Consider the following 24,036-nt stretch of genomic DNA (forward strand, 5'->3'; position numbering starts at 1 on the left):
ATGACCAGCCGCTTGACCGCCAACCCGGACAGAACCGGGCAATACCTCCGCCCGAAACCGCCCGCGGCAGCCTAAATCGGTATCGAACACCCTCTCAGGGGGTGTCGAATTCGCCGGTGCGGACGGCGGTGACGAAGGACTGCCAGGCGGCGGAGGAGAAGACGAGGGCCGGGCCGGAGGGGTCCTTGGAGTCGCGTACGGGCATCACGCCGGCGAAGCCGTCGGCGACCTCGATGCAGGCGGCGCCACCACTGCCGCTGTGTGAACTCTTCCGCCACAGCGCGTCGGTCAGGTCGACATCCACTCCAGGTCTCTCCTTACCGCACGGATGAAAGCCAGCGATTGGGTCCGGCCCGGGGCCTCGACCGCAAGGCGATCGTAGCTCTTGTTCAGCGCGGCAACCGACTTGGTATCGCGATCGATGTACCCGCGCTGCTCGATCTCGCCGTATGCCAGAACTTTGCGGTTCGGCATGGTAAGGAGGTGCACCATGTGCGTGAATGGTCGGCTCTCGCCGAGGGAGAACGGAACGACCTGAATGACGACTTCGGGTCGGTCCGCCAGCTCCTCAAGGCGGAGCAGTTGCTCAACCATGGCGTCGCGGCCGCCAACGACCCGCCTGAGACAGCTCTCGTCCAGGACCAGGTGAACGAGCGGAGGATGTGCCCGCTCCATGATCGCCTGCCTGGCGAGCCGGAACGCGATGCGTTCCTCGGCTAGTTTCTCGGTCGCACAGCCCTGCCTGACGGCGGCCATCTCGATCGCGGTCGCGTATGCCTGGGTCTGCACCAGCCCCGGGATGATGTTGATTTCGAAGATTCTGACCTGTTCTGCGAGCGCCTCGTACCGCGCGTACTCCGGGAAGCCCTCCAGGATTGCCGCGTTCTTCAGCTGATACCACATCAGTAGCAGCGTGCCGCCCGTGTCGAGCGCGGCGTCGGCGAGTTCGGCGAGCTTTCGACTCGGCGGCCGGTGCGCAAGTTCGACGTACGACAGGTGCGAGGGGGAGCACTCCAGGAGCGGGGCCAGGTCGTCCAGCAACATGCCTCTGGCCTCGCGGAACTTACGGAGTTGGATCCCGAACGGCGCCCAGGGGCTGGATTCCGGGTCGATGGTCTTCTTGTTCATGGCAGTCCCTCAAGTTCCAGCGGGCCCGTAGGCAACTCGCATGCCGCTTCCGATCGTAGGCGACGCTGCGCCACCATGTGCACCGAACGTGAAACTCCGATCGCAGAGGGTTCCCTACCTATGTCCGATGACGAGGCGCGCCGCCTCCACGGCTACGGGGTGCGGTTCGACCCCGAGGTCCAGCGCTACCGGGTCCGCAACGAGATCACCGGTGAGTGGCTGCGCAGCGGCACCGACGGTGAACTGGCCTCGTTCACCTTCTTCTCCGACGCGTACAGCGCCTGGAAGGTCTTCGAGGTCCACCCGCGCCCGGGGGAGCAGCCGCGATGACCTCCGCGCTGTCCCGTGCGACCGCCGAGCAGCGGCGGCAGGCCGCCTCGGTGCTGGACGACCTGACGACCGTCCTCGCCCTGGGCGGGGTCACGTTGCCCTCGATCGGCGTGGATTGGGAGTACGGGCGGATCACGGGCAACTACCTGGTCGACCTCGGCTCGGCCCGGCCGCTCGATCTCCTGCGGGTCGTCGACCTGCTCCGTAAGGGCCTGCGCTACGAGCGCCTGACCCATGACGACTGAACTCCACGCCCTGGCCCGGCTGTTGTGGTTGGGCTTCTTCTCCGCCGTGCTTCTCCTCGCTCTCAGAAAGTGAACCCCGCCCCCATGCGCGACCCCCGTCTCCTCGCCAAGCCGCCGGTGTGCCGGCTGGGCTGTCTCGCCCTCGTCCGCAACCGGCACGGGGACGTCCTGCTCGTGGACCCGGACTACATGGACGGCCTGCTGCTCCCGGGCGGCGCCGCCAAGCCCAACGAGCCCCCGCACCTCGCCGCCGCCCGCCACCTGCACGCGAGCACCGGCCTCAACTTGCGGATGACCGCCTACTCGGCCGTGGACTTCACCCCCGCCGACCGCTACCTGGAGCGCGTCAACCTGGTCTTCCACGCCGGCACCGTCCGCGACGAGACCCCCCTGACCGTCCCGCCGCGGAAGGTCAGCGGCCTGCTCGGTGCCCGCTTCGTCCCCACCCACGACATCCCCAACGTGATGTCCCCCGCCCAGGCCGCCCGTGTCCTGGAAGCCCTCGCCGGCCGTACTCTGCCGATCCTCCTGCACGGCCAGCGCCCGGACTAGGACCTGACTCCAGCCGCACAGTAGTCCGGCCAACGGGCCTCGGACGTCGGCCGGTTCCTCCTCCTCGGCTCACATCCGGGACTTGAGGACGTCGACCTCGCAGCCCGGCGCGAACGCGTCGAAGCCGTGCTCGACCAGCCAGCGAACCCCCAGCAGGCTTCGCAGCGACCACCACGCGCGGATGACGTCGAGGTCGACGTCGGTGCCGTAGCCGGTGATGACGTCTTCGAGGTGCTCCTCGTGTCCGAGCGTCAAGGTGGCGAGGTCGAACAGGGCATCACCGCGGCCGGCTTCGGACCAGTCGATGATGCCGGTGACCTCGTCGCCGTCGACGAAGACGTGATCGATCTGCAGGTCGCCGTGGGTGAATGCCGGAGTCCACGGCCGGATCGCGGCTTCGGCGATCCGGCGGTTACGGGTGACCAGGTCGGCGGGCAGGATGCCGTTCGTCACGAGCAACGCGCACTCGCCGTCGAGTTCCGCCGCCAACTCGTCGGGACTCCGGCGGCGTCGGCCGGACCAGGGCGGCAACGGCGCCTCGTGCAACGTCCGGATGGCGGCACCCGCCGCGGCCCAGGCCGCCGACGACGCGGTCGACGGCTCGCCGAGGCGCCCGAGCGCCGTCCCCGGGACAGCGGTGATCGCGAGTACGGGCGGTTTGCGCCACAGGACGCTCGGGGTGGGGACCGGCGCGAGGGCCATCGCCTCGACCTCGACGTCGATTCGGGCCTGATCGGTGTCCACCTTCAGGAACACGTCGCCGACGCGCAGGGTCGCGCGCTCGGAATGGGCGACGACGACCTCGATCTCATGCATGGCGACCCGCACCCCGCCCGGCTGCGAGCCCGGCGACGATACGTGGCGGCTCGACGGGTACTTCGAGCACGGTGGCGGTGATCCGGCGCGGCCAGGGCCGCACCCTGCGCGTCACCGCCGTCCCCGCCGTGCACCGCCGGCTCCTCACCCGCTGCCGGCCGCTCGACGCCGCCCAGGCCGTCCCGGCCCAGCGCGAGGCCCGCCGCGAGTACCACAACCGCGTCAGCGCCTTCCCGCCGGTCAAACCGGCCAGGGCGTCGACGTCCGCCGCGGTGAAGCGGCGGAGCGTCATCGGTTCGGGTTCCAGGTACGTGGGCACGGCGACGATTGGAGCAGCCCGCCCGGCGCGCGGCAACTGTATTCCGAGCGCCCGGGCGGACGATCTCCTCGATCAGTCGGGGACCGGACGGCGGGCGGCGCCCCAGGCGGGTGCCGCCCCTCGCGGGCCGAGGCGGGCTTCGATCGACAGCCGTGGAAGCAGGAGGCGCGGGGGATCAGACAGCGGCCAGGCTCTTCGCCAGGACCCGCTCCCGGCCCACGCCGTCGGGCAGCAGATCACCGGGCTCACCCGTGTCCGTGAAGCCGTGCCGCTCGTAGAGCGCGGTCGCCTGGCGGTTGTCCGGCATGACGGACAACCGCAGCGTCGTGGCACCGCGCTCCGCCGCCCACCGCTCGACCGCCCGGATCAGGCCGTCACCCACGCCCTTGCCCCGAGCCGTGGGGCTGACCCACATCGAGATCAACTCCGCATCCCCCGCTCCCTCGCCCGGCACTCCGCTGGCCATGCCCACCGGGCGGCCGTCCAGGAGCGCGACGAGATCGTGCGCGCCGGGAATCGACAGCCGGGCACGCCAGCGTTCCTCCCGGTCGCCGGAGCCCTGCCACTGGGCCAGCGTCGATCCGAACGCGTAGGGCGCCTCGGCGAGCGCGGCCAGTCGCAGCTCCCGCCACAGGGGCCAGTCATCGGAAGTCACGGTGCGAAGTTCGAGCATGATCCACACCCTGCCCGCCCACCACGGCGGCCGGCAACTGGATTACCGCCGTGCCGACGAGGCCGTGCCGAGGAGGCCGTTCCGTGCTGTGACGAGGCGGAAGCGGGAGCAGCGGGCCTCGCACACCCCCACCGCCACGGGACCTCGGTGCACCCGTCCGGCCACGGCACCGGGCCGCCCCGCCCCGGGAAGCGATCCGGGAGCCGTCAGTTCCACGGCTCCCGGCAGGGGTCCTCCCCCAGCAGCCGCGCTGCCGCCACGCAGAGGTCTTCGCCGTAGAGCTGGTTGCCGCCCCACGCGGAGCCCCACAGGTCGGACGCGGCCCGGGCGACGGCGCGCCAGGTGTAGTCCTCATCGCACCGCCAGGTGCGGATCCGGGCGGCCATCTCGGGGGTGATCGTCGCCGGGTCGACCGTGCCGTGTGCCATGCGGGCGACTGTACGGACGGTGCGGGGGAGGCGGCCACCGAATAGCCGGGGTCCGTCCGGAAGACGGCGGGCCCGCGGCGGGGCGGGTCGGGACGCTCCGTCAGGAGACGGTGTACGGGGCGAAGTCGGCGTTGGACTTGCAGCCGAGGTTGTCGAAGGTGCTGACCTTGGTGTTCGGGTCGGTGGAGACCAGGCGGTACTTGCAGGCGCCCTTGATGTAGCGGCCGTCGACACCGCCGGGGAAGTCGACCTCCTTGTTCCACAGGTACGGGGACTGGTAGTCGTTCACGCGGGCCGTGGCGTTGACGTCGATGCCGCCGGGGGCGTAGATCTCGTACACCCAGCCGGTCTTCGCGGGCCCGTAGGTGGCGAACTTCTGCGCCACCCACATCTCACAACTGGTGCTCAGGTGCGCGCTGTTCTGCCCGCCGCCCTTGACGATGTACTCGGCGAGCGGGGTCACCTGCTCGCCGCGGGGGGTGAAGCCGGTGCGGAAGATGTCCTCCACGTTCTCGCGGGTGTCGCCGCGCCACAGCGTGTTGACGTCCTTGCGCCACTGCCAGTGCTCCTCGTCCGCCTTGGCGGCGACCGACTGGGCGATCTGCGGCTCGGTCGTGGTGCGCCACCAGTCCCAGGCGTTGTAGCCGACGACGGGCCCGCAGGGCGTGGTCAGGTCATCGTCGGCGGCCGCCCGCGCGGCGGGCACGGCGGCCGTCGTCGGCGCGGCGGCCGCGGCCGGGGCGACGGCGACGGTGGAGACGGCGGAGGCGAGCGAGACGGCGGCCAGCACCCGCAGGGCGGTCTGCAACATCGGGGAACTCTCCATCGGTTGATCGACAACGACCGGCTCTTTATAGGGCGCGCGGACCGGGGCGCGCCCGCAGCGATACGCCACAACCACCCGCAGGGGTGGATTAGTCGTACGGACCGCAGCCTGGCGCGCTCGTGCCGCCCACCGCACGGGACGTCGGCCCGGCCGACGCCCCGCACGCCGCCGAGGCGGGCTACTCCTGCGGGGCCCTGCGGCAGCCCTCCACCGTGATCACGGCGGGGACGCGGTCGTCGCGCGGCATCCGGTCACAGGCCGTCGCGGGAGTTCTCGATCACGGTCGTCCGCTGACCGGCCGGGCCTGAGCAGGCCCGGCCGGTCGAGCACGCCCCGTTGCGGAACACGCGACCAAGGAGCCGCGCCGTTACCGCGGGACGACCTCGGCGGACTGGTATCCCAACGGCGTCGAGGTGTCCCCGGGCGGCAGGTGCGGCGGCGCCAACCGGTCAGGTCAGCTGCCGCCCCCTCGGCCCTCAGCCGGCAGCAGTCTCGACGACCCTCACGTCGAACGGCTGCCGGTTGTTGCGTTCGTTCCGGTCGTCCACGCTCTGCACGCTGACCGAGCCGCCGGTCAGCGTGCCCAGCTCCAGGCCGAGGGACAGCTTCACCGGGACGAGCGCGGTCGCGCTGCGCCCCTCCTTCAAGCCGGGACCGAACGTGCACCGCACCAGGTGGCCGTCGCCCAGTTCCTTGCAGTCCGTGGGGAAGAAGGGGCCCAGTGCCGTCACGCCTTGCGGCAGCACGACGGTGACGGTGAACGGCGAGGCCGTGGTCTCCGGGCCGAGATTCGCGACGAAGGCGTGCACGGTGGTGGTGCCGCCGGGCGCCGCGGGTTCCGGGTCGAGCCGGACGACCTCCAGGTCGGAGTCGGACGGCTGGGCAGGCACGCTCGGCGGTGCCGGCAGCACGGCCGGCCGGGGGTCGGGCCGCAGCGCCCAGGACGGCCCGGCGGACAGCGCCGCCACCCCGCAGCCCGCCGTGACGGCCGCCGTGAGCCATGTCCAGCGCCCCGCTCCACCGCCGAGTCCCGTACGCCAGCGCGCCATCGCCGTCCACCTTTCCCTTGCAGCCGGGCGGCCCGAACCGTCGTCGCGAGCCGCGTCCGCGTCAGGATGGCCGAGTGGCGGACCGCCTTCGCGCAGACCCGCAGGCCTTGCGCCGAACGGTGGAACGCGGGCACGGGAAGCCGGCCGGCGCGACCGCGGGATGCGGCGTAGGCGGGGCCAAAGGGTCGGGTGGCCAGGACGCCATGCTGCGCGGGAGTCCCTTCACGTACCGGGCTTTACCGCGAGGCGAGTGCGGCGGCGATGTGCGGGTCGGTGCGCGGGGCGGTGTGCGGGGCGGTGTGCCCGTCACGCCGGCCGGGGCCGAACAGGCAGGAGAACAGGCACGGGCGCGTGACCCGGTGGAGACGTCAGGCACCACAGGGGCCTCCCGACAACAGGTGTGGACGCCGAGGCCTGTCTCCTTGTCGCGTGTCCCGCTGAGGGGGATGCTCGACCGGCCGAGCCGGCTCAGGCCCGGCCGGTCAGCGGACGACCCTGATCGAGAAGTCCTGCGAGTCGTGCACGCTCGGGTCGTCGGGGCTGGTCACCGTCACCGTCCCCCCGATCGCCGGGCCCCCGGAATCGGCCGAGATCCGCACCGGCACCAGGGCCGTCGCCGTCCGCTCGGACGGCAGGCCGGCCGGGAACCTACAGGTCACCGTCCGGCCGGCCGCCTTGCAGGACCGCGGGTAGTACCGGCCGTCGGGCGTCGCTCCGGCCTCCAGCGAGACCGTGACGACGAGCTCCGGGGCGGCGTCCTGGGTTTCATTGGCGACGATCCCGTGCACCGTGGTCAATTCGCCGGGTGCCGCCGGGTCGGGGTCCTCCTGGATCACCACGATGGCACCGGAGCCGATCCGAGGCCGCTTGACCGGGCCCGAAGCGCCCACCAGCCCCACCACCGTGCCGCACACCACCGCCGTGACCGCCAGCCGACGCATCATCAACCGCACCTTCCACTCTTCCGTTCCTCCGGTCGGCGGTCACCCTAGACAGCCCCAGTACGCTCGCGTATCCGCAACGCCCCCCGCGGGACACCGCTCACCCGTGCAGGCGTACCAGCGCTGGTTGATCACATAGCCCTCGCCCAGGCAGCCGAACGAGCTGTAGACCCCTGCGTCTCTGTCGGTGGAGCTTTCCACCGGCGCCCCTTCGACCGGCATCGGGGACGACTCCGCCCACGCCGGCGAGTTCATCACCCGGGCCGGACGCTGACCGCGCATCACGATCACGATCGTCGAAGGCGGCCCACCGGGATCGGCGGCTTCGTTCTACTGCCCCGCCGACGGGTGGTCGAGAGATCGCCGGCGAGCCCGCCGCAACTGCCGCAACTGCCGGGACTGCGAGCGGCTTCCTGCCCATGCCGAGGCCCACCGCGGCTGGAGCGCCCTCACCCCCGTGCTCCGCCACCTCGCCCGCGACCGGGGGCGGCGGCCGCCCGTCGCCCGGGGGGACGGTACGGTGAGGTCGACACCGGCCCACCAACCCGCGGTGGCACAGACCCCGCGCGGCCGGCCCGGTCCGGACGCAACCCGGCTTTCGGTGTGACCGTCGTCATCCAGTCGGCACCGTGCGGATGCGCCGCGTTCCGCGTCTTCCTAGCATCCGTTCCATGACGATCATCTCCACCGTCCGGGTGGCCTGCATCGCCGCCCTCGTCAGCGCGAGTCTGGCGGCCGGCACCGGGACCGCGGCGGCCGGCGGGGGCGTCAAGTCCGCCGCGGTGCCGTACTACCACCAGGAGCTCGCCAACGACTGCGAGGCGGCGGCCCTGCGCATGGTCCTGGCCTCGCGCGGCGTGCACGTCGGCGACCAGGACGTCCTGGACCACATCGGCGTCGACTGGGACCACCCGGAGTTCGGCCACTCCGGCCCGCGCTCCGGGGACCCGTACCAGGCCTTCGTCGGCGACCCGGACGGCTCGGAGGCGGACGGCACCGGCTTCGGCGTGTACTCGCCGCCGGTGGCGCAGGCCGCCCGCGACTACGGGCTCTCCGTCACCCACTCCGGCTCGGGCATCTCCGTCCACACCCTCAAGGACGCCCTGGCCGCCGGACGCCCGGCGATCGTGTGGGTCGACTACCTCTGGCGCCACCTCAAGTCCACCACCTACACGGCGTACGACGGCCGGAAGGTGCTGTACGCGGGTCCGGCCGAACACGCCGTCGTCATCACGGGGTTCGCCGACGGCACAGTCTCGCTCAACGACCCCGCACGGGGCCGGACCACCGTCTCGGAATCGGACTTCGAAAACGGCTACGCCACCTACGGACACATGGCCGTTATCGTCGAATAGCGGCCACCACTCGCCCGCCACCGCATCGACGTCCTCTCCGCCGTGCTCGGATACGGCCGCCTCACCGGCCGTCACCCCGCCCGCGGGGCGGGCAGTGCGTAGGAATGAACCCGGGGGCCGCGCGGGTGGCGCTGCCCGGCCGGGCCGGGTGCGGGCCCGAGGGTGGGGCGCGAGACGTGTCTCCGTCCCGCTTCCCCTCCACCGTGAAGGACCTCCGTATGACTGGTCTGCTACCGATCGGCGCCGAGACCCCCTGCAGCTCGCTCCCCAAGGGCGAGGTGACCCTGGTCGGCCGGCTCACCCGGTTCCCGCCGAGGGGCGACCTGTTCCAGCCGGAGAAGCCCGCCGAGCTCGTCCACCCGGACAAGCCCGGCGACATCGTCGCGGTGATCGAGAAGTTCCCGGCGAAGGTCGGTGGTCTGTAGCCCCCGGGGCCGGACAATGTGAACCGAAGGGCCCGACGCGCCGGGCCCTTCGCCGCGCGCCCGGAGGAAGCGGTCTTGTCCCGGGCGGGGGCAGCGGGTCCAATGGCGCCTATGGCAGTGAGCGAGCTCGTTCTGATGACGGATCACGGCTCCACCGAAGGCAGCCGCGAGGTGCTCGTCGCCGCGGCGCGCAGGCTCACCGGCCGCGATCCCGTCCTGCTGGACGCGCGGCACTTCACGCCCGGCGGCGGTGGCCGGATCCGCGCCGAGGGCGGGGGAGTCCGCCTGGAGGCGGGCGGGGTGAGCGTGGTCACGGACAGCGTGCTGGTCTACGAGATCCCGCCGCACCGGCGCCGGGAGTTCGAGGCCGTCCAGCACCGGCTGCGCGAGGGCGGCGTGCGCTCCCTGGGCACGGACGCCGCCGCCTGGCGGGCCGCGACCGAGAAGGACCGCACCGTCCAGTGCTTCACCCGCGACGGCATCGCCCACATGCCGACCGTCGCCTTCCCCCGCATCCGGCCCACCGCCGCCGAGGCCGCCGAGGCGTTCGAGCGGCTGGGCGGCGACGTGTGGGCCCGCCCGACCGTCGGCATGGGCGGCGCCGACGTCTTCCACCTCACCACCCACGCCCAACTCGCGGCCGCCGCCGACTTCTACGACCGCGCGGGCACCGGCTGGCTGATCGCCCGCGACGCCGGGAACTTCGGGCCCGACGGGCAGCGCCACCAGTACCGGGTGGTGGTGCTCGGCGGCCAGGTCCTGCGCGCGGTCGAGCACGTCCAGCCGGACCCGGACGCGCCCTGCAACGAGTGCCAGGGCGCCGTCTCCACCCGCCTGGACCCGACCGACCTGCCCACCGGCCTGGCCGAACTCGCGGTCTCCGCGGCCAAGTCGCTCGGCCTGCCGTTCGCCGGCGTGGACCTCGCCGCGGAGAGCGGCGGCGTGGTCTTCGAGGTCAACGTCCACCCCGCGTTCGGCACGGACGGCGGCCTGGAGACCGTCGCCGTCCCCTACGTCGCCGCCCACCTGCCGTCCGGCGCCACCGCCGTGCCGAACTGACCGCCTCCGGGCCCCGGGACCGGTCCGGCTACTTCGGCGTGTACCAGCTGAACTCGAGGATGGTGTCGTTGTAGTCGGTGTCGTCGCCGTTCTCGGCCACGATCACCATCAGGTTGTAGGCGCCGATCCCGTACGGGCCACCCGAGTTGAGCTTGCTCGGCTTGAAGGTGCCGTCCGCCGCGCTGTACTCGAAGACGGCGGTCAGGAGGGCCGGACCGGTGACGGTCGAGGTGCCGATGACGGTGTTGTGCTCGCCGACGCCGCTGAACGTCACGTCCACGTCGCCGTCCGCGCTCCTGAGCGTCACCTTCTGGGTGCCGGACGAGTTGGCCTTCGCCTTGACGGTGACCCGGGCGCCGGCCGGAAGGCTGATCTCGGCGACGTCGTCCTTGACGAAGGCGTAGGCGTCGGACATGGGACTCCTTCGAGGGGATGCTGCTGCTGCTCGGCTGGTGATCACCGCTCAAGTTAGCCGGGAGGGAATCGAGTTCGGCGAGGACCGGGTCCGGATCCCTCGTTCGGGTGACATGTACCTGAAAGCGGTGCGCCGCCGCCGGACGGCGTTCCCCGCCCGCCCGTCGACGTGCCGCCGCCCGCAGTGTGGACGATGCGCAGGGAGTCGCCCGCGTAGCTGACGTCCAGCTTGTCGGAGGCGGAACCGCCCAGTGCGCCGGGCGGCGCCCAGGGCAGGGTGAGCGTGCCGGACTCGGCGAGGGTGTTCGGCACCTGCAGGGCCTCGGGGGCGCGCTCGTCGACCAGCTGGCCCGGGCCCTCGGAGAAGTGCAGGGACAGGTGGCCGCCGCGCAGCAGCAGACTGCCGCGACGAGGGCCGGGTACCGCAGGGCGTTGCGGCGCCCGATGACGCGGGCGGCGGCGTGGAACCGGCTCAGGTGACGCGTGCTCATGTACGCCCCTGGAAGCAGCCTTCATCAACTCGGGGAGTCCAGGGGATGCCGCGCCGCGCGGAACAGGACGTCGGCCGCTCCGACGTCCTGCTCCACGGCCTCCGCACGACTCCCCGCTACGTCCGCTGCTTCCGCTCCCGCTGCGGCAGCAGGCCCAGGTCCGAGACCTCGCCGAGGTGGACGAGCTTGTCGGGGTTGGACACCGCGTGCAGCGCCCGGACGGCGCCGTCGGCGATGTCGAGCCCGATGACGCTGGTGACACGCCCCCGGGGGTCGAGCAGGACGGCGCCGGGGCCGCCGTTGACCCGGGCCGGACGCACCGTGATGCCGAGCTCGCGGTTGCGGCCGAAGCCGAACAGCAGCAGCTGGGCGACGCGCTCCAGGCCGGCGACGGACCGGCCGACGGCGCGGGCCTTGCCCCCTCCGTCGCCGTGGAGGACGACGTCGGGCGCGAGCAGGTCGAGCAGCGCCGCCAGGTCGCCGCCGTCGGCGACCTCGAAGAAGCGGCGGGCCAGTTCATCGCCCTCGGCCCGCCGCTCCGGGGCCGGTGCCGCGACCGGCTCGACGGCGGCGGTCTCGCCGGTTTCGGCGGTCCGGGCGGTCTCGGCGCCGGCCAGGTGCTTGCGGGCGCGGGCGAAGAGCTGGCGGCAGTTCGCCTCGGACCGGCCCGTCATCCGCGCCACCTCCGGGTAGCCGTACCCGAGGGCCTCGCGCAGCAGGAACACCGCCCGCTCGGCGGGGGACAGGGCCTCCAGCATCAGCAGGAAGGCCATCGACAGCGTGTCGGCCAGCTCGGCGTGCTCGGCCGGGCCGCCGGGGCGGTCGACGTAGGCGACCACCGGCTCGGGCAACCACTCGCCGACGTAGGCCTCGCGCCGCACCCGGGCCGACTTCAGGTGGTTGATGCCCAGGCGGGTGACGGTGGTGGTCAGGTACGCCTTCGGGTCGGCGATCACCGTGCCGGCCAGCTCGGCGCGGGTCAGGCCGAGGAAGGCGTCCTGGACGAGGTCCTCGGCGTCGCCGACCGAGCCCGTCATCCCGTAGGCGATCGAGAACAGCAACGGCCGGTAGCCCGCCGCCCCCGCCGCAGCCGCTTCCGTCGTACCCGTCGACCCCATCGACCCCGTCGAAGCCGTCATGGCGCCCCTCCCTCTCCGGCACCCACCCGCCGCACGGCGGGGTGGCGCACGTCACATCCGGGCCCGGTCACACTCCGCCCGGCTGCCCTGTCTACAAGGGCAACAGCGGACAACGTAACCGAGGAGCACACCATGGAAGCCCGTCTGAACGCCTTCGCCAGCCCCGTCCTGGGCAAGGTCTTCAAGCACCTCATCGCGGCGGGCGCGGCCGTCACCGACGACGTCCTGCCGTACACCGTCCAGGAGTTGGTGCGGCTGCGCGCCAGCCAGATCAACGGCTGCGGCGCCTGCGTCGACATGCACTTCAAGGAGGCCGTGCACGCCGGGGAGCAGGCGACCCGGCTGAACCTGGTGTCGGTGTGGCGGGAGGCGACGGTGTTCACCGACGCCGAGCGGGCCGCCCTGGAACTCGCCGAGGAGGGCACCCGCCTCGCCGACGCGGCCGGCGGGGTCAGCGACGAGGTGTGGGAGAGGGCGGCCAAGCACTTCGACGAGGAGCAGCTCGCGGCGCTGGTGGGCGTGATCGCGATCATCAACGCCTTCAACCGGGGCAACGTGATGCTCCGCCAGCCCGCCGGAAGCTACGAGCCGGGCATGTACAAGCAGCACCACTGACCCTCGGTGCGGTGCGGTGGCCGGAGCGGCGGCGGTGCGGCTGCGCCGCCGGGAGTACGGGCTCGTGGCGGCGGACGTGGTCTACCTCCTGCCGGCCGCGTTCGTGGTGGGGGGCGCGTGGGGCCGCAGCCGTTCCTCGGCTGACGCCCGGCGCCCCGCCCGTACGGGTGGACCTCGCCGGGGCGTCCCGTCCCGGGCCGGCCCGCGCCGCCGGTCCGGGGCGGGTCAGCGGCGTGGGCCCGCGACGCGCTCGCTCAGCCGGAAGACGGTGATGTCGATCTGTCCGTGCCCGTCCTCCCAGGCGGCGACCGCCTCGCAGCCCTCCTCGCGCAGGACGCCCGGCCCGACGGCGTCGCCGGCCAGCGGCATCAGGCCCTCCTCGCCGTCGGTGCAGAAGTGGCCGAGGTGGGTGCGCAGCCCGGGGTGGGCGACGGCGGCGAGGCGCTCCCGCCAGTCCTCGTCCGGCTCGGTGGTGAAGGGCGGCAGGTCCTCGGGGGCGCGGCCGGTGGCCAGCGCGGCGCACAGGGCGTCCAGCAGGGTGCCGTCGGAGACGAGCCGGGGGAAGAGGACGCTCCACGACCCGGCCAGGGCGGCGTCGGCGAGGTCGACGCCGTACCGCTCCAGCAGCGGGGCGAGGTCGGCGCCGCGCACCAGGTGCGGGGTGAAGCAGGCGGCGTCGAGGGCGGCCGCGAAGCCCTCCGGGAACGCGGCCGCCCCGCCGGCCGCGTCGTGCGGCCGGACCTCGAACACCGAACGGGCCGCGTCGAAGACCGGGGTGCCGTCGGCCTCGTCGAACAGGTAGAGGCCGGAGACGAGGGGCTCGTCCCCGCGCAGGGCGGCCGGGCGTACCCAGGCGGCGTCCCGGTGGAAGCCGGTCTCGTGCAGCAGGTTGCCGTCGACGCGGGCGGCGTACACCGCGCCCGGGTCGTAGGCGTCGAGGGGGCGGCCGAGCAGCACGGCGAAGGCGTCGGCGAGCTGCCGGTCCCAGTCGGGAACGGCCGGCGGGGCGCTGGTGTCAGGTGCCATGGGCGCACCGTAGTGCCGCGCGCCGACACCGGCCGCGGCCGGGTCCGCCAACCCGCCGCGCCCGTCCGGCGGTTCACCGGCCGACCCGGGGCGCACCCGGACGGCGCAGGCGGTGCTCAGCCCGGTATCAGGGCGTCCCACTGGTCGCGGGTCGGGCCCTCGGGGCGGGGGGCGAAGTCGGGGTGCTCGGCCAGCCAGGCGGTGACGCGCTCGCGCACCTCCTCGGTGCCGTAGGCCTCCTCGGGGGTGCGCACCAGGTGGCGGGCGTGGGCGCGGGCGCGCATGACGACGGGGTCGTCGAAGGCGCAGGCGGCGCGGGCGGCGGCGTGCCGGTCCGGTGCGGGCGCGCCGCCGGCGAGGCGCTGCTCGTTGGCGCGGTCGGCGGCCACCTGGGCGTCGAACCAGGGGCGCAACTCCCGGGCGGTCCAGGCGTGGTAGCCGGCCGGGTCGGCGGCGGTCCCGTCGGCGTGGGCGGCGAGGTGGCGGGCGGCCCACAGGCCCAGGACGACGCCCTGGCCCATGGTGGGGTTGGTGTGGACGAGGCTGTCGCCGGCGTTGACCAGGCCGGTGACGACGGGCCCGTGCTCGTCGGCCAGGGAGGTCCAGCGGTTGTCCAGGCCGGCCATCGCCAGGACGGGGGAGCGCGGCTGCGCCTCCAGGGCGAGCCAGGCGGCGGTGGCGGGGAAGCGGCGGGCGGCGGCCTCGAACACGGCCGGGTCGGTGAGCGCGGCGCGGGTCGGATCGGCGGTGGACAGGACCAGGTTCACCGCGAAGGTGTCGTTGTCGGAGGGGAAGACGCCGGCGAGGGCGAACGTCGCGGCCGAGCCGTTCGGCACCCGCCCGGGGTCGCGCGGGCCGTCGGGGCGCAGCTGGTACCAGCGGCACAGGTAGGTGAGCCCGGTGCGGTGGTTCTCGACCACGGGCGGGCGGCATCCGGCCGCGGTGAGCCAGCCGGGCACCGGCGAGCGGCGCCCGCACGCGTCGACGACCAGGTCCGCCGGGTGGGTCCCGTCGGCCGTCCGCACGCCCGTGACCCGGGGCGGCCGGCCCTCCCGCACGGCCAGGCCGCCGACCCGTACGCCCTGGCGCACCTGCACGGCGGGCTCCCGCCGTACGGCCTCGGCCAGGGCCGCCTCCAGCACGATGCGGCGGGTGCGCACCGTCACCAGGTCCTCGTCACCCGGGCGGTGCGGGGGGTGCTCGCCGAACCAGTCGAACTCGTGGTACTCGCGGGCCCCGCGGGCCAGCAAGTCCTCGTAGACGTCGGGCAGTTCGGCTCGCAGTACGGTGCGCACCGGGGCGAGCAGCCCGTGCGGCTGGCCGGCCTGCGGCACGCGGGGCCGGTGCCAGTCGTAGAAGTCGGCGTCCAGGTCCCGCCCCGCCTGCCGTGGGTCCTGCTCGAACACGGTGACCGGATGCCCCCGCCGACCCAGCATCAGGGCCGTCGCCAGCCCGCTGATTCCGCCACCCATGACCGCAACCCGCGCCACAAGATCCCCTTCGCGTCGTGTTGCGGGGCGAGCCTACTGCACGGCCCCGCACCGCCCGACGCCAGGTCAGCCGGGCCGCGGGCGCTTCTTCACGGATCTGTCACGCCTTCGGCGACTTCGCCGCCGGGCGGCCCGGCGCGGCCCTATGGTGATCCCGGACAGGGGCGGGGGCCGGTCCGGTCGCAGCGGCAACGGCGTTGGGGGACACATGGGCGAGTGGGACGGATTCCTGGCGGAGGACGACACCGTGGTGGCGGGCGGCGCCTCGCTCTCCTTCTCGGAGACGGAGAGCGTCGCGTTCGAGGAGCACGCGGAGTTCGCGGTCGGGGCCGACGTCCACGAGGTGCACGACGTCCAGGCGGTGGAGGCCGTCGAGGTCGTCGCGGTGGAGGCGGTCGAGGTCGTGGAGGCGGCCGGCGCGGTGGAGGCGGTCGCGGTGGTGGAGGCGGTGGAGGTCTCCGTGGTCGCGGAGGCCGGCTTCGAGTCCTACCTCTCCGTGACGGAGACCGACACCGTCACGGCCTCCCACGAGTCGTACGAGTCCTCCGGGGCCGGGGCGTTCCACGGCGACGAAACGGCCTTCGACGCCGACGCCGGGCACGACGCCCTGGACCTCATCTGACCCTCCGTCAGCCACCCTGCGCCGGGTGGGCTGACCCTCCCCGCCCCTCGCCCCCGGAGGTGCCGTGCCGCCCTCGATCACCCTGGACGCCGAACGGCGGATCGCGGCCGCGCCGGAGCGGGCCCGCGCCGCCGTGGTGGCGGTGCTGCACCGCTGCGGCTTCCAGCTCACCACGGACCTCGCCACCGTCATCGAGGCCCACCGCGGCTCCGCCGTCCGGGCGGTGATGATGGTGGCGGACCAGGTGCCGGTGCTGGCGCGGGTGAACGTGCTCCCCGACCCCGCCCCCGGCCCCGGTGCCGCGCCGGATGCGGCGCCCGGCCCCGATGGCGCACCCGGCCCCGCGCCGGACGCGGCACCGGGGCCCGGCCCCGGCCCGCAGGCGGCGCTGGTGCGGGTGCACTTCTCGGACCGGGCGCTGTCCACCGTGGTGGTCGGGGTGCAGGAGCCCTTCCGGCAGGCGTTCCTGTCCACGCTCGCCGCCGTCGACCAGGCGCTCGCCGACCTGGCCCCCGGGGCCGGTGCCGGGGCCTTCCCGGCCCCGAACCTGTGGGCGCGCCAGCGCAGTTCGGACGTGGCCGAGCGCGGCCACGCGGCCGGCCAGCGCCTCGTCGACGGCGCCGCCTCGGTGTTCTCCGGCCGCCTGTCCGGCACCGCGCGCAACACCGGCCCCGCGGGCTGGTCCGGCATCACCCACGTGCGGTTCCTCTCGAACGAGGGCCAGGCGGTGCTCGACATGCCCGCCGTCGGCGCGCTGCTGGCGATCCCCGCGCTGATCGGCTCCGAACAGACGGCCGCGGGCGCGGCGCCCTCGCTGCCGGAGGCGCTGCGGGCCAAGGTGTTCGACCTCGCCGCGCTGATCGAGACCACGCTCTCCCGCTCCGCCTACCGGGACCCGACCGTCCCGGTCCCCGACGAACACCGGCTGACCTTCCAGTTCCTGTACCAGCAGGCGGCGATCCGCTCCCGGCTGCCGGTGCGCACGCTCTGCGTCTGCCGGGACTGCAAGCACCCCAAGGTCGTCAACCTGGACCTGAAGCGGCTGCAGGCCCGCAACCGCCACCTCAAGATGCTGGCGGCCGTGCTGGGGATGACCGCCGGGCACGACAAGCCCAACCCCTTCCAGGTCTTCAGCACCGTGTTCCGCCAGGCCAAGCTGGAACCCGACTTCATCTGCAGCCGCTGCGAGAGCACCGAGGCCAACGAACGCCCCGTCACCTTCTGCCCCGGCTGCGGCGACCAGCGCGCCGAGGCGGTGCTCACCACCTGCGACAAGTGCCGGCACGACTTCCGCACCCCGATGCGCGGCGTGCGCGTCTGGCAGGACGTGCCACCGGCACCCCCGGTGCCCGCGATGCCCCCGGTGCCCCCGGCGCCCCCGATGCCTCCCGCCCCGCCCCCACCCGCCGCCCCACCGGCGCCCCCGGCGCCCCCGGCGCCGTCCGCGCCACCCCCGCCGGTGACCCCGCCGCCGGTGACCCCGCCGTCCGCGCCGCCAGGGCCGGTGCCGCCCCCGCCGGTGACCCCGCCCCCGCCCGCGGTGCCCCCGCCCGGGCCCGCGACGCCCGCGCCAGCGGCGCCGCCCGCCACCGGGTTCGGCCCCCCGCCCGCCCCGTACCCGGCGCCGCCCGCCCCCGCCCCCGCCCCGGCACCGGTGCCCACCTCCCAGCCCGTCCCGTCGCCGTCCCCGCCCTGGGCCGTCCCGCCCCCGGCCAACCCGTACGCCCGCCCCACCGCCCCGCCGCCCCCGCCCGGACGGCGCTGCGCGATCTGCGGCCTGGCCTACCCGGTGCTGTGGAGCGTCCGGATCCCGCGGGAGGGCGGCGCCTGGCAGCACCTGACGGTGTGCGCGACCACCCCCCGCTGCTCCCCGGCCTCCGTCACCCCGCCCGTCCGGCTCTGACCACCCGGGCGCGGGCCCACCGCGACCGGCGCCTTCCCCGGCGGCGGGAGCCGCGGCGCACGGCCGCCGCCAGCCCACCACGGTGCCGGGCTCGTCCGGCCAGACCCACTGCACGCCGTCCGGGCCGGCGGCCAGGGTGCGCAGATGGGCCGGGGCCGGGTGCGGGTGCGGGGTCAGGGGGACAGAGCGGCGACGGCCGTGGGGGTCCAGTGGCCCGATGCGCCGGGGCGGGTGGCGAGGTAGCCGGCGGTGCGCCAGGGGCCCCAGGCGTGGGACTCGGCCGGGCCGGCGGCCAGGGTGCGCAGGTAGGCGGGTGCGGGTGCGGGTGCGGTGTCAGGGGGACAGGGCGGCGACGGCCGTGGGGGTCCAGTGGCCCGATGCGCCGGGGCGGGTGGCGAGGTAGCCGGCGGTGCGCCAGGGGCCCCAGGCGTGGGACTCGGCCGGGCCGGCGGCCAGGGTGCGCAGATAGGCGGGTGCGGGTGCGGGTGCGGTGTCAGGGGGACAGGGCGGCGACGGCCGTGGGGGTCCAGTGGCCCGATGCGCCGGGGCGGGTGGCGAGGTAGCCGGCGGTGCGCCAGGGGCCCCAGGCGTGGGACTCGGCCGGGCCGGCGGCCAGGGTGCGCAGATAGGCGGGTGCGGGTGCGGGTGCGGTGTCAGGGGGACAGGGCGGCGACGGCCGTGGGGGTCCAGTGGCCCGATGCGCCGGGGCGGGTGGCGAGGTAGCCGGCGGTGCGCCAGGGGCCCCAGGCGTGGGACTCGGCCAGGCCGGCGGCCAGGGTGCGCAGGTAGGCCGGGGCGGGGGCGTTGAGGTCGGCGCCGGCCGCGCCCCAGGGGGCGGTGAAGGTGAGCAGGGGGTGCCCGTCCAGGGTGCCCAGGCGCAGCAGGGTCTCGTAGCGGCCGGGGCCCAGGGCGGCGCGCCCGTGGGCGAGCACCCGGGTGAGGTCGAGGTCGGCGGCGGGGGAGCGGCGCATCTCCTGGGCGGCGATGTCGCCGAACTGGCCGGCGGTGAGCAGGTAGGCGCGGCAGGGGACCTCGCCGCACACGTCCGGGTCGTAGAAGGCCGAGCCGCCGCCCCAGGTCAGGGACCGGTCGGCGAAGTACAGGGTGCCGGGCAGCGCGGTGGCGACCGACCGGCGTGCGGGGCTGCGGTCGCGGCAGCCGGGGTAGGTGCGCGCTCCGCCGTCCGGGCGGCCGCCGCGCAGGTAGCAGGCGAGGCGGGCGGCGTGCAGGTTCGAGCCGTACGCCACGTACCAGACCAGGCCCGCGCTCACCGTCCGCTCACCGTCCGCTCGCCGCCTCCCCGCCGGGCTCGCCGCCGCCTCGCCGGGGGGAGTCCCCGGCGCCCGGCGGGGCGAACAAAACCTCTCGATTCGGTAAAACCACCCTCGCTGCCGGTAGCGTGCCGGACGCCATGCCGTTCATCACTCCGCCCTCTCCGGCCCCGCCGACGCACCCCGGCGGCGGCTACCCTGCACCAGCGAAAAGCACCCGAAAGCACCGAAATGACATTCGATTCATGCCGTGCCGCCGCCCTCGCGGCATCGATGATGAGAATTTCCTTTGACCGCACCTCCGCTGCATCCAGCGGACTCCCAGCACAGTCATGGTGAGGGGGCGCGCCCGCCGGTGACCTCAGTGTCACCTCCCGTCCCCCGCGACACCGCCCCGCCCGCGCCCCCCAGAACCACGGAGCCGAGGAAACAACCCCCCATGGACGCACGCCACGACACGGCCGGCCCCACCGCCGGCCCGGGCACGCTGCACCGCCCCCACCCGGGCCCCGCGGCCGGCTGGCCGCTCGCCCGGCCCGCCGACCCCCGCAGCCTGCTCGACGTCATCGCCGCCACCGCCGGCGCCCACCCCGAGGCGCCCGCGCTCGACACCGGCGACACCGTCCTCGGCTACCGCGCCCTGCTGCACGAGGTCGACACCCTCGCCGGACAGCTCGCCGCCCACGGCATCGGCCGCGGCGACCGGGTCGGCGTGCGCATCCCCTCCGGCACCGCCGACCTGTACGTCGCCGTCCTCGCCGTCCTGCGCTGCGGCGCCGCCTACGTGCCCGTGGACGCCGACGACCCCGACGAACGCGCCGCGATGATCTGGCAGGACGCCGCCGTCTGCGCCGTCCTCGGCGCCGGACGCCGCCTGGACGCCGGCCCCGCCCGCCCCGGCGGCCACCCCGCCTGGCCCACCCCCGCCGACGACGCCTGGATCATCTTCACCTCCGGCACCACCGGCCGCCCCAAGGGCGTCGCCGTCACCCACCGCTCGGCGGCCGCCTTCGTCGACGCCGAGGCCCGCCTCTTCCTGCGGCACCGCCCCCTCGGCCCCGGCGACCGCGTCCTCGCCGGCCTGTCGGTGGCCTTCGACGCCTCCTGCGAGGAGATGTGGCTGGCCTGGCGCCACGGCGCCTGCCTGGTGCCCGCCCCCCGCTCCCTGGTCAAGGCCGGCACCGACCTCGGCCCCTGGCTCGTCGCCCGCGGCATCACCGCCGTCTCCACCGTCCCCACCCTGCTCGCCCTGTGGCCCCGCGAATGCCTGGACGCCGTGCGCCTGATCATCGTCGGCGGCGAGGCCTGCCCCGCCGAACTCGTCGAACGCCTCGCCACCGGGGAACGCGAGTTCTGGAACACCTACGGCCCCACCGAGACCACCGTCGTCGCCACCGCCGCCCGCCTGCTGCCCGGACAACCGGTACGCATCGGCGCCCCCCTGGACGGCTGGGAGATCGCCGTCGTCGACCAGGCCGGACACCCCGTGCCCTGGTACGAGAGCGGCGAACTGCTCATCACCGGCGTCGGCACCGCCCGCTACCTCGACCCCGCCAAGGACGCCGAGAAGTTCAGCGCCCACCCCGCCCTCGCCTCCCCCCGCGTCTACCGCTCCGGCGACCTCGTCCGCAACGACCCCGAAGGCCTGGTCTTCCTCGGCCGCGCCGACGACCAGGTCAAACTCGGCGGCCGCCGCATCGAACTCGGCGAGATCGACGCCGCCCTCCAGGCCCTACCCGGCATCCGGGCCGCAGCCGCCGCCGTCCGCAAGACCCCGGCCGGCGCCGACCTCCTCGTGGGCTACCTCGTCCCCCACCCCGGCACCGCCCCCGACCTCACCGACGCCCGCCGCCACCTGCTGGAACGCCTGCCCGCCCCGCTGGTGCCCGTCCTCGCCCTCCTCGACTCCCTGCCCACCCGCACCTCCGGCAAGGTCGACCGAGGCGCCCTGCCCTGGCCCCTCGCCACCACCGGCACCGCCCCCACCGCCGAACCCCTCCACGGCACCGCCGGCTGGCTCGCCGGCCACTGGGAACGCCTGCTCGGCACCGCCCCCGGCCCCGCCGACGACTTCTTCGCCCTCGGCGGCTCCAGCCTCACCGCCGCCCGCCTCGTCTCCGAACTGCGCACCCGCCACAGCGGCGTCTCCGTCGCCGACCTGTACGCCCACCCCGTCCTCGGCGACCTCGCCGCCTACCTCGACACCCTCACCCCGGCCACACCCCCCCACCCCGCCACCACCAGCGCCGCCACCGCCGCCGGCCACCGCCGGCGCACCGTACGCCGCACCCCCCGCAGCGCCGCCCTGTGGCAGACCCTCCTGCTCCTCGGCATGTTCTCGCTCGCCGGACTGCGCTGGATCCTCGCCCTGATCGCCCTCGACAACCTCACCGGCAACCACCTCGCCTGGGCCCCCCACACCTCCTGGTGGCCCGTCGCCGCCGGACTGCTCCTGCTCCACAGCGCCCCCGGCCGCACCCTGCTCGCCGCCACCGGCGCCCGCCTCCTCACCACCGGCGTCCGCCCCGGCAGCCACCCCCGCGGCGGCCACGTCCACCTGCGCCTGTGGGCCGCCGAACGCTACACCGCCATGCTCGGCACCGCCGCCCTCGCCGGCACCCCCTGGGCCACCCGCTACGCCCGGGCGCTGGGCTGCCGCGTCGGCCCCGGCGTGCGCCTGCACACCCTGCCCCCCGTCACCGGCCTCGCCCGCCTCGGCGCCCACGCCTGCCTCGAACCCGAAGCCGACCTCGCCGGCTGGTGGCTCGACGGCGACACCCTCCACCTCGGCCACATCGAGGTCGGCGCCGGCGCCCGCGTCGGCCACCGCGCCACCCTCATGCCCGGCGCCCGCATCGGCGCCCACGCCGAGATCGCCCCCGGCTCCTGCGTCACCGGCACCGTCCCGCCCGGCGAACACTGGCACGGCTCCCCCGCCCGCCCCAGCACCGAACCCCTCGCCGACTGGCCCACCACCCCCGCCCGCGCCTCCCGCGCCTGGAACCCCGCCTACGGCGCCGCCTTCGCCCTCCTCGGCCTCCTGCCGATCCTCTCCGCCCTGCCCGCGCTGCTCATCGTCTACCCGATGATCGACACCGACCGCACCCTCGCCGCCGCCCTCCTCCAGCTCCTGCCCGCCACCGTCCCCCTCGCCGCCCTCACCCTGCTGTGCCACGCCGCCCTGATAGCGCTGCTGGTACGGCTGCTCTCCCGGCCGCTGCGCCCCGGCTTCCACCCCGCCGGCGGCCGCGTCGCCTTCTGCGCCTGGGCCGTCAGCCGCCTCGGCGACACCGCCCGGCGCACCCTCTTCCCCTTCTACGCCGGCCTCGTCACCCCCGTGTGGCTGCGCCTGCTCGGCGCCCGCGTCGGGCGGCGCGTCGAAGCCTCCACCGTGCTCGCCCTGCCCGGCCTGATGCGCGTCGACGACGGCGCCTTCCTCGCCGACGACACCCTCGTCGCCCCCTACGAGCTGCGCGGCGGCTGGCTCCACCTCGGCCCCGCCCACATCGGACGCCGCTCCTTCGTCGGCAACTCCGGCATCGTCGGCGCCGGCCGCCACCTGCCCGCGGGCTCCCTCGTCGGCGTGCTGTCCGACGCCCCCGCCCACGCCCCCGAAGGCTCCTCCTGGCTCGGCCGCCCCGCCTTCGCCCTGCCCCGCGTCGCCGACACCGGCGCCGACGCCCGCACCTACAACCCGCCCCGGCGCCTGGTGTGGGCCCGCGCCGGCGTCGAGCTGTGCCGGCTGCTGCCCGTCATCCTCGCCGCGCTGCTCGGCGACCTCGTCCTCGCCGTCCTGCAGGAACTGCGCGACGCCTACGGGCTGGGCACCGCCCTCGCCGCCGCCGGACTCGTCCTGATCGGCGCCGGCGTCCTCGCCTGCGCCGTCACCACCGCCGCCAAGTGGCTGCTCGTCGGACGCTTCCGCGTCGCCGAACACCCCCTGTGGTCCTCCTTCGTGTGGCGCAACGAGCTCTACGACACCTTCGTCGAGGAACTCGCCATGCCCTTCGGCGGCTCCACCATCACCGGCACCCCGTACCTGAACGTGTGGCTGCGCAGCCTCGGCGCCCGCATCGGGCGCGGCGTGTGGTGCGAGACCCACTGGCTGCCCGAGAGCGACCTGGTCACCGTCGAAGCCGGCGCCAGCGTCAACCGCGGCACCGTCCTGCAGACCCACCTCTTCCACGACCGCGTCATGCGGCTGGGCCCCGTCCACCTCGGCGCCGGCTCCACCACCGGCCCGCACTCCATCGTGCTGCTCAACTCCTCCCTGGGCGCGAACACCACGGTCGGGCCCGCCTCCCTCGTCATGCGCGGCGAGAACGTCCCCGGCGCCACCCGCTGGCTCGGCAACCCGGTGACCGCGTGGGACGCCGACCCCACCCCGCCCGCCGGCCGGCGCCGCCGCCGGGCCGCCGCGGCGGTGTGACGGCTGTGACGGGGATCACCTCCGCCGGGCGATGAGCGGGCGGCGCGGTCACGGTCTCCTCCCGTGACCGCGCCGCTTTTCGCGGCCCGCCCGAGAGGAACACGCTCATGACCGCCACGCCCGAGAAGAAGACCGCCGCCGCACCGAAGACCGCCGCCGGGAAGGCCGCCGCACCGAAGGCCGCCGCCGGGGAGGCCGCTGCCGCCGCTCCCCGGAGCGCCGCGGCGAAGGGCGGCCCGGCGTCCTACTTCCCGTCGATCGAGAAGAAGTACGGCCGCCCCGTCGCGGAGTGGAAGGGCCTCATCCGCACCTCCCCGCTCACCCGGCACATGGAGCTCGTCGCCTGGCTCAAGAGTGAGCACGGGCTCGGCCACGGCCACGCCAACGCCCTCGTCGCGCACACCCTGGCCGAGCGGGCCGCCTGAGCGCCCCGCCCGTCCGTCCGCCCGCCCGTCCGTCGCCGGCCGGTCCGTCCGTCCGCCCGTCCGTC

23 protein-coding genes and 1 pseudogene are annotated in these 24,036 nt (G+C 74.8%); 11 read left to right on the forward strand and 13 right to left on the reverse strand.

Annotated elements, in window-relative coordinates; translation table 11 throughout:
• Positions 1-94: 94 nt before the first annotated feature.
• Entirely contained in the window at positions 95-304 is a 210-nt protein-coding gene (locus ACZ6Y7_RS28470) for a DUF397 domain-containing protein (protein WP_465760804.1), read from the reverse strand.
• Positions 289-1,128 carry a helix-turn-helix domain-containing protein gene (locus tag ACZ6Y7_RS28475; RefSeq protein ID WP_465760805.1) on the reverse strand — a complete coding sequence of 280 codons (840 nt, stop codon included), beginning with the start codon at positions 1,126-1,128 and terminating at the stop codon, positions 289-291. The genes ACZ6Y7_RS28470 and ACZ6Y7_RS28475 overlap by 16 nt, the downstream gene beginning before the upstream one ends.
• Before the next feature lie 120 nt (positions 1,129-1,248).
• Here ACZ6Y7_RS28475 and ACZ6Y7_RS28480 point away from each other — a divergent pair, with 120 nt between their 5' ends.
• From ACZ6Y7_RS28480 to ACZ6Y7_RS28490, 3 genes are all read left to right on the forward strand, one after another.
• Entirely contained in the window at positions 1,249-1,458 is a 210-nt protein-coding gene (locus tag ACZ6Y7_RS28480; RefSeq protein WP_465760806.1) for a hypothetical protein, read from the forward strand.
• Entirely contained in the window at positions 1,455-1,703 is a 249-nt protein-coding gene (locus ACZ6Y7_RS28485; protein WP_465760807.1) for a hypothetical protein, read from the forward strand. The genes ACZ6Y7_RS28480 and ACZ6Y7_RS28485 overlap by 4 nt, the downstream gene beginning before the upstream one ends.
• An 84-nt stretch (positions 1,704-1,787) precedes the next feature.
• Complete coding sequence (locus ACZ6Y7_RS28490; protein ID WP_465760808.1) at positions 1,788-2,255, forward strand: NUDIX domain-containing protein; 468 nt, start codon at positions 1,788-1,790, stop codon at positions 2,253-2,255.
• 69 nt (positions 2,256-2,324) lie between these two features.
• Here ACZ6Y7_RS28490 and ACZ6Y7_RS28495 read toward each other — a convergent pair whose 3' ends face one another.
• The 6 genes from ACZ6Y7_RS28495 to ACZ6Y7_RS28520 all read right to left on the reverse strand — a co-directional run bounded on the left by ACZ6Y7_RS28495 (position 2,325) and on the right by ACZ6Y7_RS28520 (position 7,310).
• Positions 2,325-3,071, reverse strand: a complete 747-nt coding sequence (locus tag ACZ6Y7_RS28495) for a phosphotransferase family protein (protein WP_465760809.1) — start codon at positions 3,069-3,071, stop codon at positions 2,325-2,327.
• 494 nt (positions 3,072-3,565) lie between these two features.
• Positions 3,566-4,063: a GNAT family N-acetyltransferase gene (locus tag ACZ6Y7_RS28500; protein WP_465760810.1), complete on the reverse strand. Its 498-nt coding sequence runs from the start codon at positions 4,061-4,063 to the stop codon at positions 3,566-3,568.
• A gap of 206 nt (positions 4,064-4,269) precedes the next feature.
• A complete protein-coding gene (locus ACZ6Y7_RS28505; protein ID WP_465760811.1) occupies positions 4,270-4,491 on the reverse strand; it encodes a hypothetical protein in 222 nt (73 codons plus the stop codon).
• 100 nt (positions 4,492-4,591) lie between these two features.
• Entirely contained in the window at positions 4,592-5,302 is a 711-nt protein-coding gene (locus tag ACZ6Y7_RS28510; protein WP_465760812.1) for a scabin-related ADP-ribosyltransferase, read from the reverse strand.
• Positions 5,303-5,793: 491 nt separating this feature from the next.
• Positions 5,794-6,366: a hypothetical protein gene (locus ACZ6Y7_RS28515; RefSeq protein ID WP_465760813.1), complete on the reverse strand. Its 573-nt coding sequence runs from the start codon at positions 6,364-6,366 to the stop codon at positions 5,794-5,796.
• Positions 6,367-6,848: 482 nt separating this feature from the next.
• A complete protein-coding gene (locus ACZ6Y7_RS28520; protein ID WP_465760814.1) occupies positions 6,849-7,310 on the reverse strand; it encodes a hypothetical protein in 462 nt (153 codons plus the stop codon).
• 668 nt (positions 7,311-7,978) lie between these two features.
• Between ACZ6Y7_RS28520 and ACZ6Y7_RS28525 the strand changes: the two genes are divergently transcribed.
• The 3 genes from ACZ6Y7_RS28525 (at position 7,979) to ACZ6Y7_RS28535 (ending at position 10,146) form a co-directional block, all read left to right on the forward strand.
• Positions 7,979-8,662 (forward strand): C39 family peptidase, encoded by a 684-nt coding sequence (locus tag ACZ6Y7_RS28525; protein WP_465760815.1) that lies wholly within the window; start codon positions 7,979-7,981, stop codon positions 8,660-8,662.
• Positions 8,663-8,880: 218 nt separating this feature from the next.
• Positions 8,881-9,087: a hypothetical protein gene (locus ACZ6Y7_RS28530; protein ID WP_465760816.1), complete on the forward strand. Its 207-nt coding sequence runs from the start codon at positions 8,881-8,883 to the stop codon at positions 9,085-9,087.
• Positions 9,088-9,198: 111 nt separating this feature from the next.
• Entirely contained in the window at positions 9,199-10,146 is a 948-nt protein-coding gene (locus ACZ6Y7_RS28535) for an ATP-grasp domain-containing protein (RefSeq protein ID WP_465760817.1), read from the forward strand.
• A 28-nt stretch (positions 10,147-10,174) separates the two neighbouring features.
• Here the strand turns inward: ACZ6Y7_RS28535 and ACZ6Y7_RS28540 are convergent, their stop codons facing one another.
• Together ACZ6Y7_RS28540 and sigJ are read right to left on the reverse strand one after the other, a co-directional pair.
• The gene (locus tag ACZ6Y7_RS28540; RefSeq protein ID WP_465760818.1) at positions 10,175-10,561 is read right to left on the reverse strand and encodes a fucose-binding lectin II; all 387 of its coding nucleotides are present in this window, start codon (positions 10,559-10,561) and stop codon (positions 10,175-10,177) included.
• Between the two features lie 606 nt (positions 10,562-11,167).
• Positions 11,168-12,190 carry an RNA polymerase sigma factor SigJ gene (sigJ, locus tag ACZ6Y7_RS28545; protein ID WP_465760819.1) on the reverse strand — a complete coding sequence of 341 codons (1,023 nt, stop codon included), beginning with the start codon at positions 12,188-12,190 and terminating at the stop codon, positions 11,168-11,170.
• A 132-nt stretch (positions 12,191-12,322) separates the two neighbouring features.
• Between sigJ and ACZ6Y7_RS28550 the strand changes: the two genes are divergently transcribed.
• Positions 12,323-12,805, forward strand: a complete 483-nt coding sequence (locus ACZ6Y7_RS28550; RefSeq protein ID WP_465760820.1) for a carboxymuconolactone decarboxylase family protein — start codon at positions 12,323-12,325, stop codon at positions 12,803-12,805.
• 225 nt (positions 12,806-13,030) lie between these two features.
• Here the strand turns inward: ACZ6Y7_RS28550 and ACZ6Y7_RS28555 are convergent, their stop codons facing one another.
• Positions 13,031-13,831: a hypothetical protein gene (locus tag ACZ6Y7_RS28555; RefSeq protein WP_465760821.1), complete on the reverse strand. Its 801-nt coding sequence runs from the start codon at positions 13,829-13,831 to the stop codon at positions 13,031-13,033.
• A gap of 116 nt (positions 13,832-13,947) precedes the next feature.
• Positions 13,948-15,303, reverse strand: coding sequence for an FAD-dependent oxidoreductase (locus ACZ6Y7_RS28560; protein ID WP_465760822.1), 1,356 nt, complete (start codon positions 15,301-15,303; stop codon positions 13,948-13,950).
• Positions 15,304-15,529: 226 nt separating this feature from the next.
• On the opposite strand from ACZ6Y7_RS28560, the gene ACZ6Y7_RS28565 reads away from it, so the two are divergent.
• The gene (locus ACZ6Y7_RS28565) at positions 15,530-15,943 is read left to right on the forward strand and encodes a hypothetical protein (RefSeq protein WP_465760823.1); all 414 of its coding nucleotides are present in this window, start codon (positions 15,530-15,532) and stop codon (positions 15,941-15,943) included.
• Positions 15,944-16,007: 64 nt separating this feature from the next.
• The gene (locus ACZ6Y7_RS28570) at positions 16,008-17,846 is read left to right on the forward strand and encodes a hypothetical protein (RefSeq protein ID WP_465760824.1); all 1,839 of its coding nucleotides are present in this window, start codon (positions 16,008-16,010) and stop codon (positions 17,844-17,846) included.
• A 653-nt stretch (positions 17,847-18,499) separates the two neighbouring features.
• On the opposite strand, the gene ACZ6Y7_RS28575 is transcribed toward ACZ6Y7_RS28570, so the two are convergent.
• Positions 18,500-19,117: a histone deacetylase gene (locus ACZ6Y7_RS28575; protein WP_465760825.1), complete on the reverse strand. Its 618-nt coding sequence runs from the start codon at positions 19,115-19,117 to the stop codon at positions 18,500-18,502.
• A gap of 439 nt (positions 19,118-19,556) precedes the next feature.
• Here ACZ6Y7_RS28575 and ACZ6Y7_RS28580 point away from each other — a divergent pair, with 439 nt between their 5' ends.
• Positions 19,557-23,546: a Pls/PosA family non-ribosomal peptide synthetase gene (locus tag ACZ6Y7_RS28580; RefSeq protein ID WP_465760826.1), complete on the forward strand. Its 3,990-nt coding sequence runs from the start codon at positions 19,557-19,559 to the stop codon at positions 23,544-23,546.
• Positions 23,547-23,779: 233 nt separating this feature from the next.
• Positions 23,780-23,971, forward strand: a pseudogene (locus ACZ6Y7_RS28585) (DUF4287 domain-containing protein); the annotation flags it as partial.
• Positions 23,972-24,036: the final 65 nt, after the last annotated feature.

This window comes from Kitasatospora sp. NPDC053308 (genome assembly GCF_055585785.1).